Source organism: Halovenus amylolytica, from assembly GCA_004015825.1.
Taxonomy (GTDB): Archaea; Halobacteriota; Halobacteria; order Halobacteriales; family Haloarculaceae; genus Halovenus; species Halovenus amylolytica.
This window is the reverse complement of the sequence record SAYS01000017.1, coordinates 59056-74100: the sequence shown is the minus strand read 5'-3', so window position 1 is coordinate 74100 and position 15045 is coordinate 59056. Positions and strand designations below refer to the sequence as shown.

Genomic DNA, 15045 nt, shown 5'->3' with positions numbered 1-15045 from the left:
ACTTGACGGACACGGTTGCTGACCCCACCGACGGGGTGTAGTAAGGTTTTTCCACCGCGGTTCGCAACTCGGCGCATGGAGATTGGTGAGTTATCGACTGGCGAAAAACTTGCACTCGGTGGCGGGGGACTCGGAATCGTCGGAGCCTTGCTCCCCTGGGTATCAGTTCTGGGACTCAGTCCCGGCGTCGGAATCGAGGGGAGCAGAGAGATTATCGTTCTCCTCGCCGGACTCGTGACGCTGGGTCTGATACTCGGCGCGGACTGGACGAAAACGACACAGCTCGTGACGGGCGTGCTCGGCGTGGTTACGACCGTCGTCAGCGTCTACACGCTCGCGGAGGTGTTCGACGTGATCGGTAACAGGGGCGTCGCCTCTGCAGAGTTCGGGCTGTACCTCTCGCTCGTGGCCGGCATCCTGATCCTCGCCGGTGGATTCGTTGGGTACAACAACCAGCCCGCGACGGCCGGCATGTACAGCCACCGTTGAGTCAGCTCCTGTTTTCGAACGACCGACCCGTTTCTCCGACCGCCGATCAGAGATCTTCGTAGTCGGCGATCTGTTCGCGGACGTGTTCCGGCACGGATTCGGGACTTCCCGTCTCGTCGACGGCAACCATGGTCGACGCGGCAGTGACAGCAACCGCGCCGTCGGCCCGGATTTCGTACTCCGATTTGATGCTCGACTCGCCGAGGGCAGTCGTCCGGAGCCCGACCGTCACCGGCGACTGAAACTCGATCGGTCGTTTGTAATTGAGTTCGAGATTTGCGACGACGATCCCGATCTCACCGGGATCTTCAGGTGTCGCATCGAGCACATCCTGAAAATAGCCAGTCCGGGCGTGCTCCAGATAGGTGGCACAGACAGCGTTGTTGACGTGGCCCTGGGGATCGAGATCACGGTACCGGACATTCAGCTCTATCTCGTACGGAAACTCGGCCATATCTGTTCTCCCAGCGGGAGGGAATTTTGTCTGTCGGTTCACGAGCCAGTGGTCGTATTCCAGGAGAGAACTGTACAGGTTAGTCACTTACGTCTGTAGATACGCGGACAGTGATCGAAGATCACGTTTCTCGAACCCGAAGGCAGCGAGGTCGTCCGACGAAACTGTATTGTCGAGCCGCTGAACGCGGTACTGGTCACGACCGATCGGGAATCCCGGAATATACTCTGCAATCATCGCTCCAGCGGCGGCGACCGGCATCGGGAGTGGCAGGATAACTGCATTCGGCCGGAGCAAAAGGACAGTCTCGGCGAGTGTCAGCACGTCCGGCCCGCCGAGTTCGTAGGTCTCGCCGGTGTGACGGTCCGCTTCGACGCCATCGGCGAGCATCGCAGCGAGATCGTCGACCCAGATAGGCTGGATTCTGAGCCCCCCGCCACCGGGGAGCGGGACGACCCTCGCAGCGGCGAGTTTCCGCAGGAAGGGGAGGAATGCACAGCCATCGCCAAAGACGACCGACGGTCGGTAGATAACCCAGTCGAGATCCGAGTCACGAACGATGCGCTCGCCGGCCCGCTTGGCCGCGAAGTAGGCTGTCTCCACGTCGGAATCGACACCGAGGGCGCTCATCTGGACGAACCGGTCGACGCCAGTCGTTTCGCTGGCGCTGACGAGATTCTGTGTGCCCTGACGGTGGACAGCGTCGTGGCTTCGGGCTGGCTGGACGTGTGAAGGGAGAGCAACGAGATTGACGACTGCATCGTGGCCGGCGACTGTGTCTGTGAGATCTGCGTCGGTCACATCGAGTGCCGTCGTCTGGATACCCGCCACGGATCGCGACGGTGATCGGCCTGCTGCTGTCACGTCGTGACCGCGCCGATCCAGTATCTGACAGAGGACGCGACCGATAAACCCCGTCCCACCGGCCACGAGTATCTTCATACCGACTGAAAGGGTGTCGACGGATAGATATTTTTCGTGGTTCGATAGGAGTGAGACGGCTCGTAGGAACCACGAAGAGGTGGTGGTTTCCGAGGAACTTCGACTCCCGAAACATCACCAGGACTTTCCAGTGATATTTAGCCAATCAGCCCTCTACAACAAATATGACCGAGGGAACCGAGAGGGAGTGGCGACTGATCCGAGAAGAGGCCCGACCGGGGCCGATGCAGATGGCACTGGAGGAAGTCGCCGCCGAGACTGCCGCCACGGGTGGCCCCCGGACTGTCCGTGTCTATCGCTGGGACCCGAGCACGCTCTCGCTCGGCTACCACCAGGATGCAACCACGGTCGACTGGGAGTACTGCGAGCAGGCGGGGATCGACGTCACCCGCCGGCAGACCGGCGGCGGCGGTATCTATCACGATGTAGACGGCGACATCTCCTACTCGATCGTCGCCCCGGCCGCGGAACTCCCAGGAGATCTGATGGACTGTTACGAACAGCTCTGTACGCCGGTTTTCGATGCCTTCGAACGAATAGGCGTCGACGCAGCCTTCGCCGACGAAGAACAGCCGTCGATCCACCAGCCAGCCTGCTATCTGCGGGCGATCAACCCGGCCCACGACATTCTGGCCGGCGGGAAAATAAGCGGCAACGCCCAGTATCGCCAGCGCGATGCCGTCATCCAGCACGGCTCCCTTTCGTACTCGCTGACGCCGGAGCGACATCTCGGAACCTTCGCGACCGACGACGTTTCGACCGAGCAGTTCACCGATCGGGTAACGTCGATCCGCGAGGAGTCTGGAATCAGTCGGGAGGAGGCCGTCGCGAGCCTCGAATCCGCACTGCAGGAGTGGGCCGACGCCACGGTCGGCGAGTGGACAGATTCGGAACTCGCCCGTGCACGCGAGATCGCCGAACAAAAATACGAGAGCGACGCGTGGAACCGCGACCGGACAGATCCACTTTCCAGTCGTGCCTGATCCAGCAGACTCCGATTCGGTATACCTATATTTTCTCGTCAGTTTCACACGTGTATGCAGGTAGGCGCACACGTCTCGGTTTCTAGTTCTCGGGTCTCGTCTGACGAAGAAACACCGCCGTACGACAATATCCGGAACGCGGTCCACCGACAGCTCGCCTTCGGTGGCAACTGTGGCCAGATCTTCACGACCTCGCCGCAGGTCTGGAAGACACGCAACATCGACGACGAGGAAGCAGAAGCATTCCGTGAGGGAACCGAGGAGTCGGATGTCGGCCCGTGGGTCATCCACTCGGCGTATCTGGTGAATCTCGCGACGCCGAAAGACGATCTCACGGAGAAATCCCGGGAGAGCATGCAGGCGGAAGTCGACGCTGCCGGCAAACTGGGTATCGACTACGTCAACGTCCACCTCGGGGCCCACACCGGCGCTGGCGTCGATCAGGGCCTCGACAACGCCGCAGCGACGCTCGACTCACTCGACGTTCCAGAGGGAGTTACACTACTCGTCGAATCCGACGCCGGGAGTGGCACCAAACTCGGCGGCGAGTTCGAACACCTCGCGGAAGTGATCGACCGCGCAGAGCAAGATCTAGCGGTCTGTCTCGATACGGCCCACGCCTTCTCGGCGGGATACGATCTCTCCTCCGCCGGGGCAGTCGAGGAGACGCTGGCCGAGTTCGACGACGTTGTTGGCTTCGAGAAACTCGCCTGTGTCCACCTCAACGACTCCAAACACGACTGTGGAACGAACAAGGACGAACACGCCCACATCGGGAAGGGCAAGATCGGCGAGGACGGGATGCACGCGTTCATCAACCACGACGCGATCCGCGACGTGCCGCTCGTGCTCGAAACGCCGACGGAGAACGGCAAAGGCTTCGCCTGGAATATCGAGCGCGTCAGAGAACTGCGGGAGTAGGAGATACTCACAGCACGTAGCCACTTATTCTGGAGAGTGTGGCTGATGAGTCACTGTCAGAGACGCACAAGAGCGATACATCCCGACAGCAAAGATATGGTATGCCCACGCTCTACGCTGCGCTCGACGACCGCGTGCTGGTGGTTCGCGGGCAGCGGCGCTCACACTGCGCCCAGGGGACGCAGTGGGACTGTACCGAGAGACTCCGCGAGCACGACATGGAGTGTCTCGCTGCGAGTCCGGAGCACCCAGAGCGCGTCTTCGTCGGAACTGTCGACTCCGGACTCGAACGCTCGACCGACGGCGGCGAGACGTGGCACGCCGCTGGCGAGTTCACCGACCGCGTCACGGCCGTCACTGTGAGTCCACACGACCCGGATACTATCTGGGTCGGCACGGAGCCCTCTGCAGTGTACCGCTCGACGGACGGCGGCGTGAGCTTCGAGAAACGCGACGGGTTGACCGATCTCCTCTCTGCAAACCAGTGGTCGTTCCCGCCGCGGCCACACACCCATCACGTCCGCTGGCTCGCCGTCCATCCGACCGATCCCGACCGGATCTACGTCTCGATCGAGGCCGGCGCCTTCGTTCGATCCGACGACGGCGGAGAGAGCTGGAAACCACACCCAGAGGGCGCTCGTCGGGACAACCACACGCTCGCGACGCACCCGGATGTCCCCAGCCACGTCTACACGGCGGCTAGCGACGGCTACGCTGAATCGGCAGACTGCGGAGAGAGCTGGACGTATCCACAGGATGGGCTCGACCACCGCTACGTCTGGGGGCTGGCCGTCGACCCAGGCGATCCCGAGACCGTCATCATCTCTGTCGCGCCTGGCGCACGGACAGCGCACGCTCCGGCGCGGGCAGAGAGCTACGTCTACCGCAAAACAGGTTCGAGTGACAGCTGGGAACTCGCGATGGATGGGCTGGGTGATCCGGCGGGCACCGTCCGAGCGGTGCTGGCTGCCGGCGACGGGGCTGGCGAGTTCGCCGCGCTGACCAACCGGGGGATCTTCCGGAGCCACGACGCTGCCCGAACATGGCACAGGCTGACGATTCCGTGGCCGGAGGAGTACGAACAAACGGTCGGCCGCGGACTCGCCGTCGTCTGATCTGTACGACAGTCAAGGACGCCCCAACTAGCTTGTTCCAGTCAACTTGGTTAGCCCAAGCAGTTATACCGGAGTAGACCGAACCACCGCTATGGAGAAAGTCCCGCCCGGAGAGCATCTCTCGCCGTTCGAGGCCCAGCGCAAGATCCACGAGTTGCTGGCCCAGGAGACGCGCTTCCGCATCATCCAGACAATTCTCGGCCACCCCGACCACCTCCCGTCGCTCGCGGAACTCGCCTACTACAGCCAGAAAAGCGAATCTGCCGTGCTCGATCAACTCGGGGAGCTGGAAGAACACAGCCTGGTCACGACGTACGAACTGTCCGAGAGCCAGGGGAAGCGGGATCTGCCGGGTACGTTCTACGGGCTGACCGACCGCGGTGTCGGCATCCTCGACAAGTACAACTACCTCCGTGGACTTCCGATGTTGCAGGCCGTTCACGAGAATACGGTCAAAACGGAGCGCATCCGGCGACACGAGGCAGCACCCCGCCCGACGCTGCCCGACGCTGTCGCTGACGCACTCGGTGTCACCGAAGGGACCAGCCCCGGCACAGATTACGAGACGGGACTGCCTGCCGTCTTCGAGAAGGCGATCCGCGAACTCGCAAATCAGTCGGAGACGGGGTAAGCAGTCAGAGACGCCACCGGGAAACCCCGGGCTTTTCTTTCAGAGCCGGCAACAACGGCTGTGCGCCGGTTCACAGCGGAGTATCTGGAGACGACACGCGAGGGTATGTGGGAGGGCTCGAAAGCGGCACTCGCCGATATCGGCCTCGAACAGCGACAGTGCGTGCTCGACGTTGGCGCGGGAACCGGCGAACTTACCCGCATCCTGCGCGAGGTAGTCCCGGGCGAGGTGATCGCCACCGACGTAGATCCGGAACTACTCGCCCATACCGACGATCCACGCGTCCTCGGTGATGCGACGCGGCTTCCCTTCGCCGACGACAGCTTCGATCTGGTGATCTGTCAGGCACTGCTGGTCAATCTCCCGGCCCCCGAGGTTGCGCTCCGGGAGTTCGCCCGCGTCAGCAGCGACTGCGTGGCCGTCGTCGAACCGGACAACAGCGCCGTGTCAGTCACCTCGACAGTCGACAACGAGTCACAGTTGGCGAAGGAGGCACGGGAGCTGTATCTCGCCGGGATCGGGACCGACGCGACGATCGGCGATGCTCGCTCGCTGTTCGCCGAGGCGGGAGTCGAAGACGTGAGTGTCCGCCGATACGACCACAGACAGACCGTCTCGCCGCCGTACACCGAACAGGCACTCGAAGCCGCGCGTCGGAAGGCCAGCGGTGCCGGTATCGAGACCGACCGCGCAGAGATTCTGGCCGGCGAGACGTCCGAGGAAGAGTTCGATGCGCTCCGGGAGCGGTGGCGCGCCATGGGACGAGAGGTTATCGAGCAGATGCAGGACGGCAGCTACGAGCGTGAAGAGGTGGTTCCCTTCTACGTGACGAGTGGGGTCGTATCTGAGTAGCCTGGGCGGGAAAATAGCGAACAATCAGACAACGTCGCCGCGCACCGATGCACCGGCTTGCTCCGAACGAGCCTGTTCGATCGTCGCTGCGGCCGCAGTCGCCTGTTGCTCGTCGGCCCCGAGCATCTCCAGGGAATCCGGAAGCGTCGGGAAGACGAACTCGCCGGCGCGGAGTTTCTCGAAGGCCTCTGCGGAGCGCTGGCCGTCGATCCAGAGACACGCGCCCCGCGGATCGAGAATCTCCTCGTAGTTCTCGCGGGCGAGTGCGCCTTTCAGGCGCTGTCTGACGTTGTCCTCGAAACTGGCGTTGCAGACCTCCAGATGGATCGGTTCGTCGTCGTCGACGAGGTGCGCGCCAAGGCATTTCTCCGGGGCAGCGTGGCCGTTCGCCGTCGTTCGCAGGTACTCCGGGTGTTCGTCTGCCCACTCCGCGCGGACCGTCTTGCCGACGCTTTTGATGCCGTGGGATTCGACGAACTCCTCGGCACGCTCGGTGTCGTCGTGGAGCAGAATGTCCTTGGTGAGGTAGATATCGAGTCGCTCGACTGGATCGAGTCCGAGCGCGACGTCGCCGAACACCCACACCTCTCTGACGGGGACGGGCATCTGTTCGGTCTCGACGGTCTCGACGACCTGTTCGACGCGCTCGACTGCTCTGGTTCGGTCCCAGCCCTCCATTGTCGTGTGGTACGGGCGCGGGATGCAAAACAATAGCGAAGGTATGTGTTGGAGGTGTGGTTGTTGCTGTGAGTACAGCTGAGGTGGTTACGAACAGCAAGAAAGCCCCCGACCGCTCGATGGCTGCGCCTGGCGAGACTCGCTTCACTCGTCTCGCTGGCCTTCGCTCACTCCGTTCGCGAAGAACTCGCTGCGCTCCTCGCGTTGCTGCGGTGCTTACGTCGTCTAGCTCATCGAGCGGTCGGCCCCTTTCAGTCCCGCCCAGCCTGGAAAATCACACTGGGCGGGACTGAAAGGGGCGAGGCTGTCGGCGAACCCCGACGAAGCAAGGACCTACCGGACCGCAGCGAGTCGCGGGAGCCGACAGCCTCGGGGCTTTCTTGCTGTTCTCACCAGTCGATCTCAAATCCACTCCAAAATCAAACACCCCTAGAGCACCTAGAGTCGAAACAGTCAACCGATCAAGTCGCCAATCCCCTGCCAATGGAGTGTGACAAGTGCCCGAGCGAGGCCGTCATGCACGCCGCCTACTCCGGGCTCCACATGTGCGAGGAGCATTTCTGTGCCTCCGTCGAAAAACGAGTTCGTCGACGGGTTCGCGAGGACAACCTCCTCCCCGACGACGCATCCATCGACGATCCGGAGACGTGGGTCATCGGGCTCTCCGGCGGCAAGGACAGCGTCGTTCTCACGGAGATCCTCGCCGACACCTTCGCCGAGGACCCCCGGATCGAACTGATCGCACTCTCGATCCACGAGGGCATCGAGGGCTACCGCGACGAGAGCCTCGACGCCTCGAAAGAACTCACCGACGAACTGGAGATCCAACACGAGATCGTTACCTACGAAGACGAGTTCGACGTCCAGATGGACGACGTCGTCGAGGACGATCCGGAGAATATGTCAGCCTGCGCATACTGTGGCGTCTTCCGCCGGGACATTCTCTCCCGGTACGCGGCCGAACTCGATGCTGACAAGCTTCTTACTGGTCATAATCTTGATGATGAAGCCGAAACGGCGTTGATGAATTTCCTGGAGGGCGATATCAGAAAAATTTCACAACAGTTCGATGCGAGTCTCGGCCCCTTCGATGGGGCCGAAGCGAGCCAGACGCGTGGCGAACGCGAGGAGTTCGTCCCCCGTGCGAAGCCACTCCGGGACGTGCCGGAAAAGGAGGTCGCACTGTACGCACACCTCCGCAATCTGCCCGCACACATCACCGAGTGCCCACACGCCGAGGAGGCGTTCCGGGGTGAGATTCAACAGCTACTCTACAAACTCGAAGAGAAACATCCGGGGACGCGGCACTCGATCATGGCCGGCTACGAGCAACTCGCCGGGCTGGCCGCCACGGAGTATGACGACGACAATCCCGACCTCGACGAGTGCGAGAACTGCGGCAGTCCGACGACGGGCGAGCAGTGTCGGAAGTGTGGATTGCTGGCTGCACTGGAAGCCGTCTAAACTACCTTTCTTCGGCCAAGATCACGATAAAAAACCGCAGTAAGAGAGAATCGACAGGAAGACAGCGGGTGGAAAGGTTACTCTGTCCGGATGACGTCGAGTCCGTTCTTCTTGTCGACTTCCTCGCGGCCGCCGTCAGTTTCGCCGAATCCCGCGTTCGATTGCTGGACGTTGTTGGAGGCGTCGAAAGTGTCGTCGTCGACACCCTTGATCGCCTGCCGGGACTTGTCGGCCTGTTTCTGGGTCGTCGGACCGAGGACCTGGGCGCTTTTGACGCCGGTCATGATCGCCATGACGCGGACTTTGCCCTTGTACTCTTCCTGAATGCGGGCGCCCCAGATGACGTTGGCGTTGGCCTCGAGTCGTTCCGTGATGTTCTGGGCGATCCCCTCTGCCTCCTGCAAGGTGAGATCTGGACCGCCAGTGATGTGAACCAGGCCACCGCTCGCGCCGCGGTAATCGACGTCGAGTAGCGGATGGTTCATCGCATCCTTCACGACCTCCTCGGTCTTGTTCTTGTCCTGTGTCTCGCCGACGAGCATCACCGCGACGCCACCCTGGTTCATGATCGAGGTCATATCCGCGTAATCCAGGTTGATCAGCGATGGCTGGGTGATCGTCTCGGAGATGCCTTTGACGGTTTCGGCGATGATCTGGTCCATGACCGAGAATGCCTTGCCGATCGGCAGATTCGGCACGTAATCGAGCAGACGGTTGTTGTCGAGCACGATGATCGAATCGGCTTCGTCACGGAGCCGTTCGAGGCCTTCCTCGGCTTTCACCGTACGCGCGCGTTCGACGTTGAACGGCGTCGAGACCATCCCGACGACGATTGCGCCCTGCTCTTTGGCGATTTTTGAGACAACTGGTGCAGCACCGGTCCCCGTCCCGCCGCCCATCCCGGCGGTGACGAAGACGAGATCGGCGTCGCCGAGCACTTCCTTGATCGTGCCCTGGGCCATCTCTGTGGCACGTTCACCCATGCTCGGGTCGCCACCAGCACCGAGACCGTTCGTCAGGGACTTCCCGACGAGAATCTTCGTGTCGGCCTCGATCATCTTCAGGTGCTGTTTGTCGGTGTTGATCGCGATGGTCTCCGCGCCGTCGACGCCGATGTTGTACAGCCGGTTGACTGTGTTGTTACCGGCGCCGCCAGCTCCGATGATGACGATCCGTGGGTCACCGAACCCCTCGGCGTCTTCCATCTGTTTTTGCTCCTGCTCGTCGCGTTCGAGAGCTTCGTTGACGATATCTTGCATTGTTATGCCCTCGCCCACGAGCGGTCTTTGCGCCGCTGGCTGTTGCGCTGTTTGCGTTTTTCGGATGGCCGCATCTTGCCGGTATCCTGCTCCGCGAGCATCTCCCGCACCGCCGAGCGAATTGCCTCGCTCCGGTTGGGATACTCACCGGTTTCGACCATCTGCTCTACCTCTTCGATCTGCTGTTTCGGAATCCGCAGTGTCACACGCTCCATTGTTGTATTTCCCCTTGTGGTAAGACGGAGGCCGGTTTACACCACGCCCGATCGTTTTACACAGCAGAACCGCCAGAAGGCGGCGGGTCGTACATTGTGACCCATACTGTGTAAGACGACCGTCTTACGCAATCAATACCACTGACTGAAGGGTTATAAAACTACCGGCCGTCGTAAGACAAGCAGACGTTTACGCCCGTAAACAAACGCTACCGCCTGTTTGCGCCACTTCATGACTGATCGAGAACGTCCGCTGCGGGGGTACGGCGGCCACAGCCGGGGCAGAATGCCCAGTCCGAACGGATCTCGTCACCACAGTCACAGAACACGCGACGGGATGTCTTCTCCCCGCAGTTCGGGCAGTAGACGTGGGATGGCGACACGTTTTCGCCACATTGCGAGCACGTCGTACCCTGTGAGACAGTGGTGTTTTCGTCGTCTCCCGCGGGCGTCTTACTCTCACCGCCGGTGTGTGACACATCGGTTGACGCGTCGTTTGACACCGCCGTGTCGGCGTTTACTGCCTCGTCGGCCGTGTGTGACGAGTCAGAGACTGGGGCATCGAGCGTGATGTTTACGTTCACATCTTGCCCCTGTGGCTGTCGAAGCGAGCGATCCAGTCGATCTGCGATCAGCGAGTCGACGCGGTCGGCAACGAGATCGTCGAGACTCCCGTCCGTTGGCTCGTCGGTCGAGACTCGATCAGTGTCTGCGCTGGCCTCTCCGTGTGTGTCGAGATACTCGCGGAGTGCCTCGCGCATGATCTCACTTTTCGAGGCGTCGAACTCTTCGAGCCGGGTGATGAGCTCGTCGTCCGCCCGGAACGTGATCTTGCTCATCTGGTTGTTGTAGCTATTCTTTCTCCCCCTATTTCAATCTTCCCTGAATGTCTGACATTCGTCACACTAGATCGTGAGTCACCCGCACGGCAGAGACGATGCATAATGGTTAAGTCCAACAGGCATCCTACTCACTTACGCGACCGCCCTTAGCTCAGACTGGTAGAGCAGTCGACTGTAGATCGACTTGTCCCCCGTTCAAATCGGGGAGGGCGGATTTTTCCTGGGAACGGATGTGAGCAGTGAAAAATCTACGCCGAACCGATTTGAACACACCAGTCGCAGGCTCGCGAACGTAGTGAGCGAGACCGTCTGGCACCTGTTCAAATCGGGGAGAGAGGACGCAGAAAGCTAGAAACTTTCCCCGAGATTCTGGGGATCGATTTCCAACCCATCCTCGAACACAGCTTTCGGAATCTTGCCGTGGATACCCTTGTTGATGTCGACAATCTGTGAGACGTTGAAATCACCGGCGAGGCTGAGGAACCGGTATGCTTCTGCGGGTGACATGTCCTTCTGGTGGACGAGCAGTGAAATCGCCTCCCGGAGTGCGTGTTCCATCGCGTTGTCCAGGTCCGGATCGACGCCCATCACCAGCACGTCGTCGTCGGTCTCGGCGATCGGCCAGTCCATCTGTTCGGCGTCCTTGTGGAGGGTAAAGCGAAACGTGGGCGTCAGCGACGTCTCCAGTGCGGTGAGATCGACCTCGCCGTTGCCCTGGAGTGCGTGCCCGTCGCCGGTGAAAAACAGCCCTCCCTCCACGAACACCGGGTAGTACATCGTCGTTCCAACGCCGGTGCCCTGGATGTCGATATTCCCGCCGAACGGCCCCGGCGGCACCGAGTTCACACGACCAGTAGTCAGGGTCGGTCCGACCGCCATGATACCCTGGAAGGGGTCGAGCGGAATCTCGATGTCGTCGCCCAGCAGTGCAACTTCCCGGTCCAGATCGAACTCGAGTACCTCGCTGTCGTTCCACGTAAACTCCGAGGGGAGACCGCCCTTCCGCTGGCGGAAGGTGTTAGCGCCGTAGGGGACACGAAAGTCGATATCGAGTACCTCGACTTCGAGTACGTCACCGGGTTCGGCGTCCTCGATGTAGACCGGGCCAGTGACGACGTGGGGTCCACCTCCGTCGTGTGGAACTTCGTCGTGGACTCTGACCTGATCCTCTAGAATCTCTTCTTCCGGGATACCCCGGTTGGTGAAAAACTCCTCCGGGTCCGGCTGGTCTTCCAGTATCCCCTCGTGAGAAATAGTTTCGATCTGGACGACATCACCGGAGGCAACCGTTTCAACTGGCTCTTTGGTCGGGTCGATTGCACCCCAGACCACATTTTCGGGAGTCGACTCTACGACGGTGTCGACATCGTAGGAGTCGTCAGCCTCCTCGTCCGGCTCGTCGTCTGCCCCATCCTCCTCCTGGAGCGCAGAAAGGTCGATGTTGTCGCCGAGAGCCTGCGAGCTGCCAACGCCGGCGGTTGCGATTCCCAATGCGCCTGCTGCTTTCATGAGCGTTCGTCGTCTCATTACTACGACACAGAGGAGGTGTCAGCGGAGATTAATTTTGGAGGTTGTACACAATTATTGACGATAGAGCTTTCAAGCGTACAATATTGCTATATTTTGATGGAACTCCCCGCAAATACCGAGTTCGTAATTGGACAGCGAATTCCTACGTTACCCTACTTTCGTCGGGCGACCGCGCACAGGCGTCGTCGGTCGTCAGATCTTTTTGTCGATGTGCGTCGGGAGACAGACAGAATTATAGAAGTACTAGAGTGATACTGGTGGCTATACGAAACTGAAGCATTTCGACCCGCGTGAGTACTTGTTCTCACGGTGGTAGAATATCTTGACGAATGTATAGCCACCAGTACGAGTTACAGCCACCGTCACTTCTATGCACGCACGCGAGTGTGAGAGGGAGTCGCAAAGTTATAAGAATATAGATAAGTAACGAAAAATAACAGAGCCAGCAGATAAATAAGAACTATTGTAATTAAATTTCTCTTTCATTTCTGGCGCAGTCAGTCCAGGTCGTGCCGACCGGAGGGAATGTATGGAATCAGTCATGATCAGCCGGAGGCCTGTGCCAGCGGCTGGCCGAAGCAGCGGGCTACCCAGTAATCGTTTTTGATATTACAGGAATTCGAAAAACCGCAAGACAGCAGCGCCAAAAAATGACGTAAACTATCATCTCCCTTTTTACGGTAACACTGCAATAGAGTGAGTGTGGTCGTGATGGGTGTCTTAGACAGAGCAAAAAGAGTGTCAGGCCTCTCGGGATCGGGCGAAACAGCTAATGCGTACGTCTGTCTCGCCTGTGAGACGACCTACGAGGTGCAACACCACAGCTGTCCTGTCTGTGGGAGTTTCGATATCCGTTGTTCCAAATGGGTCCAGGAGTAACGGACACACCCACCTGCACCACCGTACCCGCACGGGTCGGCCACGTACGCGGGTGCGATACATACGATTTATTGCCTGCGGCTTGTGTTCTCTGCTGACCACCACGAGAGATATCGATAGACGACACGGCAGGCGGTTCCAATGCAAGTTTTTAAATACGACACCAGAGCCAATGTGAACTACATGGTGGAGGTGTTCGCAGTCGCAAGCGGCAAGGGCGGGACAGGGAAGACGACAAGCACGCTCGCCCTGGGCATGGCCCTCGCGACGGAGTACGACGTCACAGTCATCGATACCGATACCGGGATGGCCAACATGCTCTTTCACACCGGCCTCTCGGACTCCGAGACGACGCTACACGAGGTTCTCGCCGGCCAGGCAGCCGTCGAGGACGCGATCTACGAACGGTTCGGAATGGACGTCATCCCCTGTGGAACCTCACTCGCAGGCTTCCGCGAGGCGGACCCGAGACGGCTCAGGGAAGTCGTTGCCACAGTCGCCGAGGGAACGGACGTGATCTTACTCGATTCGGCTGCCACCCTCGGAACCAGAAGCGCCGTGTTACCGATCGTCCTCGCAGATCGTGTCGTCATCGTCCTGCAACCGACTGTGCCGTCGATCTCGGACGGGCTGAAAGTCCAGGAGTACGCCAAAACCTACGGCACCGACGTCGCGGGGATCCTGTTCAACCGGGTGACCGAAGACGAGAATATCGACACTGTCGCACGGAAAGCACAGCGGTATTTCGACGGCGAAACCCTGTCAAAGGTTCCAGAAAGCGAGACAGTGCGGGCAGCACGCCGGGCGAGCAAGCCATTGCTTGCCCACGCAGCAGAGTCGGAGGCTGCAGGGGCCTACCGCGAGGCTGCGGGCAAGTTGACCGTGCGAGATGCAGATTCCACAGCAGTGGCGGATCGGTTCCGAAACGCGGTCATCCCCGACGAGAGCTGACAGCCATGAATCTGCCACAGGGAGAGTTACTCCGTCGGCGGGTCCTCGAAGACGTCGGAACAGTACTCAGAACTGCCTTCGAGCGGGAGCTAACCGGCTACGCGCGGCTCGAATCACAGGATACACTGCTGCTGGATGCAGACGGAGTGGGCGTACTGACCTTCGAGGACGGCATTCCAGTTGCGGCCTACCACACCGGGAGCGACGCAGCAGGTACCGAGGCAGTCACCGACATCGGCTCTACCGGCCCATATCGACTAGAGTTGTACGAACTCGATGAGGAGATTACCGAACAGATTCACGACGACGAGAGCCTACAAATCCCCCCGGCACTGCCCGCACGGCAGCTAAGCGGTGAGACGGAACTGGTCGACCAGATCCGTGAGCGAGCGCCCGAGACGTGGCAAGAAACAACGTCAGACACATCGTTAGATGCCGTCGAGCAGTTTCTCGACGACGAACAAAAAGTGGAAGCGATCCGCGACCACGCACGAAGCGAGGCACAGTCCCGCGCCGACGAGTGGCAGTTCCCGACCGATCAGACGTAGACCGGTATCCACCACACCCTGCTTCGCCCCCCGACTTTCTTGCTCGTGATGTCGGTTTCGTCCTGGAGCTGGTGGAGCTTGTCCAGTGCTGTCCGCCGCGAACAGTCGAGTTGTTCGGCGACCTCTGTCGCGGTGAGTGGCTCCGCATAGTCGTCCCGTTTCTCGAACACTGCAGTCACGTCTTCGAGTTCGAACTCTGTGTCTCTCCCCTGTTTGCTCATGTCTCTCTAGAGACACGCTGCTCACTTATCTCTTCGCTCAGTGGGGAAGAGAAACGTCCCAGATACTAACT

The 15045-nt window shown here is 60.2% G+C and carries 17 protein-coding genes and 1 tRNA gene; 10 read left to right on the top strand and 8 right to left on the bottom strand.

The features are described 5' to 3' along the window. The first annotated feature begins 75 nt into the window (after positions 1-75). Positions 76-489, top strand: coding sequence for a hypothetical protein (locus tag EOW68_RS13750; RefSeq protein WP_128225738.1), 414 nt, complete (start codon positions 76-78; stop codon positions 487-489). Between the two features lie 46 nt (positions 490-535). Here the strand turns inward: EOW68_RS13750 and EOW68_RS13745 are convergent, their stop codons facing one another. Together EOW68_RS13745 and EOW68_RS13740 are read right to left on the bottom strand one after the other, a co-directional pair. Next, complete coding sequence (locus EOW68_RS13745) at positions 536-943, bottom strand: acyl-CoA thioesterase (RefSeq protein WP_128225737.1); 408 nt, start codon at positions 941-943, stop codon at positions 536-538. Between the two features lie 87 nt (positions 944-1030). After that, positions 1031-1885: a complex I NDUFA9 subunit family protein gene (locus EOW68_RS13740; RefSeq protein WP_128225736.1), complete on the bottom strand. Its 855-nt coding sequence runs from the start codon at positions 1883-1885 to the stop codon at positions 1031-1033. Between the two features lie 164 nt (positions 1886-2049). On the opposite strand from EOW68_RS13740, the gene EOW68_RS13735 reads away from it, so the two are divergent. From EOW68_RS13735 to EOW68_RS13715, 5 genes are all read left to right on the top strand, one after another. Next, a complete protein-coding gene (locus tag EOW68_RS13735; RefSeq protein WP_128225735.1) occupies positions 2050-2868 on the top strand; it encodes a lipoate--protein ligase family protein in 819 nt (272 codons plus the stop codon). Between the two features lie 54 nt (positions 2869-2922). Beyond that, entirely contained in the window at positions 2923-3789 is an 867-nt protein-coding gene (locus tag EOW68_RS13730; protein ID WP_128225734.1) for a deoxyribonuclease IV, read from the top strand. Between the two features lie 101 nt (positions 3790-3890). Then, positions 3891-4904, top strand: coding sequence for a WD40/YVTN/BNR-like repeat-containing protein (locus EOW68_RS13725; RefSeq protein ID WP_128225733.1), 1014 nt, complete (start codon positions 3891-3893; stop codon positions 4902-4904). Between the two features lie 91 nt (positions 4905-4995). Continuing rightward, complete coding sequence (locus tag EOW68_RS13720; RefSeq protein WP_431358935.1) at positions 4996-5535, top strand: winged helix-turn-helix domain-containing protein; 540 nt, start codon at positions 4996-4998, stop codon at positions 5533-5535. A gap of 60 nt (positions 5536-5595) precedes the next feature. Then, positions 5596-6387, top strand: coding sequence for a class I SAM-dependent methyltransferase (locus EOW68_RS13715; protein ID WP_128225732.1), 792 nt, complete (start codon positions 5596-5598; stop codon positions 6385-6387). Between the two features lie 24 nt (positions 6388-6411). Here EOW68_RS13715 and EOW68_RS13710 read toward each other — a convergent pair whose 3' ends face one another. Then, positions 6412-7065 carry a DUF7095 family protein gene (locus EOW68_RS13710; protein WP_128225731.1) on the bottom strand — a complete coding sequence of 218 codons (654 nt, stop codon included), beginning with the start codon at positions 7063-7065 and terminating at the stop codon, positions 6412-6414. A 483-nt stretch (positions 7066-7548) separates the two neighbouring features. On the opposite strand from EOW68_RS13710, the gene ncsA reads away from it, so the two are divergent. Next, on the top strand, positions 7549-8529 hold the full coding sequence (ncsA, locus tag EOW68_RS13705) for a tRNA 2-thiolation protein NcsA (protein WP_128225730.1): 981 nt from the start codon (positions 7549-7551) through the stop codon (positions 8527-8529). Positions 8530-8606: 77 nt separating this feature from the next. Here ncsA and ftsZ read toward each other — a convergent pair whose 3' ends face one another. From ftsZ to EOW68_RS13690, 3 genes are all read right to left on the bottom strand, one after another. Beyond that, on the bottom strand, positions 8607-9788 hold the full coding sequence (gene ftsZ / locus EOW68_RS13700; RefSeq protein ID WP_128225729.1) for a cell division protein FtsZ: 1182 nt from the start codon (positions 9786-9788) through the stop codon (positions 8607-8609). A gap of 2 nt (positions 9789-9790) precedes the next feature. Then, complete coding sequence (gene cdrS, locus EOW68_RS13695) at positions 9791-10003, bottom strand: transcriptional regulator CdrS (protein ID WP_128225728.1); 213 nt, start codon at positions 10001-10003, stop codon at positions 9791-9793. 230 nt (positions 10004-10233) lie between these two features. Beyond that, positions 10234-10842 carry a double zinc ribbon domain-containing protein gene (locus EOW68_RS13690; protein ID WP_128225727.1) on the bottom strand — a complete coding sequence of 203 codons (609 nt, stop codon included), beginning with the start codon at positions 10840-10842 and terminating at the stop codon, positions 10234-10236. Positions 10843-10985: 143 nt separating this feature from the next. Here EOW68_RS13690 and EOW68_RS13685 point away from each other — a divergent pair. Beyond that, positions 10986-11059 (top strand) — tRNA-Tyr (locus EOW68_RS13685). 134 nt (positions 11060-11193) lie between these two features. Here the strand turns inward: EOW68_RS13685 and EOW68_RS13680 are convergent. After that, a complete protein-coding gene (locus tag EOW68_RS13680; protein WP_128225726.1) occupies positions 11194-12372 on the bottom strand; it encodes an acetamidase/formamidase family protein in 1179 nt (392 codons plus the stop codon). A 1065-nt stretch (positions 12373-13437) separates the two neighbouring features. Between EOW68_RS13680 and EOW68_RS13675 the strand changes: the two genes are divergently transcribed. Continuing rightward, entirely contained in the window at positions 13438-14205 is a 768-nt protein-coding gene (locus EOW68_RS13675; protein WP_128225790.1) for a nucleotide-binding protein, read from the top strand. Positions 14206-14210: 5 nt separating this feature from the next. Beyond that, a complete protein-coding gene (locus EOW68_RS13670; protein ID WP_128225725.1) occupies positions 14211-14753 on the top strand; it encodes a DUF8054 family protein in 543 nt (180 codons plus the stop codon). Here EOW68_RS13670 and EOW68_RS13665 read toward each other — a convergent pair. Further along, positions 14744-14974 carry an HTH domain-containing protein gene (locus tag EOW68_RS13665; RefSeq protein WP_128225724.1) on the bottom strand — a complete coding sequence of 77 codons (231 nt, stop codon included), beginning with the start codon at positions 14972-14974 and terminating at the stop codon, positions 14744-14746. The two genes, EOW68_RS13670 and EOW68_RS13665, sit on opposite strands and share 10 nt — an antisense overlap. Positions 14975-15045 lie beyond the last annotated feature (71 nt).